A 482-nucleotide genomic window follows, 5' to 3' on the forward strand; every position below is an offset into this window, starting at 1 on the left:
GTCAGACGGTTGTAGCGCATCAGGTTCGCGCTGTGGCAGTTCAGGCAATAGCTTACAAACAATTGCGCGCCGTGCTGAAGCGAAACGAGATTTTCCGTGTTATCGGGCGCCCGGTCGAGCGGAAAATTACCCTCCGCCCGCACGGCCGGCGCCGCCAGCAGCGCACAGGCGGTCGCCCCGATCAGCGCGAGTGTCGAAAGCAGTTTCTTCATGTCGTTCTCTCCTCGCTCACGTTAATGGGGCTTGAAGCGCACCCGCTCCGGCGGCTGCTTGAACGTGCCAAGCGGCGTCCAGACGGGCATGCCGAGGAAGAACGCGAAGTAGATCAACGCGCAGAACTGCGCGATCAGCGTCGCCGCCGGCGAGGGCGGCCGCGTGCCGAGGAACGCGAGGGTCAGGAACGCCGCGACGAAGATCCCGAGGAACACCTTGTGGAACAGCGGCCGGTAGCGGATCGACTTCACCGGGCTGCGGTCGAGCCA

Annotated in this window: 2 pseudogenes; both read right to left on the bottom strand. The window is 64.1% G+C overall.

The features are described 5' to 3' along the window. A pseudogene (locus tag ACU8YE_RS24680) lies at nucleotides 1–212 on the bottom strand (cytochrome c1); the annotation flags it as partial. 21 nt (nucleotides 213–233) lie between these two features. After that, nucleotides 234–482: pseudogene (locus ACU8YE_RS24685) on the bottom strand (cytochrome bc complex cytochrome b subunit); the annotation flags it as partial.

The organism is Ralstonia sp. VS2407, from assembly GCF_052950655.1.